1 protein-coding gene is annotated in these 674 nt (G+C 36.4%); it reads right to left on the reverse strand.

The window, feature by feature from the left end; all coding sequences use genetic code 11:
* Positions 1 to 625: EAL domain-containing protein (locus tag R7040_RS26970; protein WP_318097674.1), on the reverse strand; the 625-nt coding region annotated here is incomplete at its 3' end.
* Positions 626 to 674: the final 49 nt, after the last annotated feature.

The raw sequence follows: 674 nt of genomic DNA on the forward strand, positions 1-674 counted from the left end.
TTAACATCTTATGATGCTCGATGTACTCAGCACCCTCGAAGATCAATCCGTGTAAGCAGAAAGGGGCTAAGAAGTACTCTAGTGCTTGTATAGACTCTTGGTCGGCGTGTTTTAGAAAGCTTTTGTCAATCTTGATACGATCCCAAAGTATGTTGCCAAGTGACATGTTAGCCAGCTTGTTGTTACGGTGATAGTCATCCAGCCAAATCGCGATATTGTTCGCTTGTAACACTGATAAGTTTTCGCGTATTTCTTTTGATTCGGTATAACAATCAAGCTCGCTTATCTCAAGAGCAAACTTAGCACCATTGAAGCTTAAAAGCTCACGGACAAAATCTTCGTCAGCTAAACAAGAGAGTTTAATATTAAAAGAGTGTAGTTGGTGAGGGTATTTTTCAAGAGAAAATCGAATTTGTTGTAAAGCGAGAGTTTGAATAAACGTGTTGTCTATAATGGAAAAGAATACATCGTTGTTTATGTTACTCTTATCAAAAGTGCTTATCTTAGACAAAGTTTCGTAATATTGAATTTCTTGGCTTCTAGGACAGAGGATAGGTTGTACTAACGTTTTTATATCAAAGTCAGTCAATTTGAAACTAGGTAGGTAAGGCATATTCCTTTTCATATTATCCACTTTATCCGTTTACTATTACTATGTTTGACTCACACTTAAA

It is taken from the genome of Vibrio sp. 1069 (genome assembly GCF_033340555.1).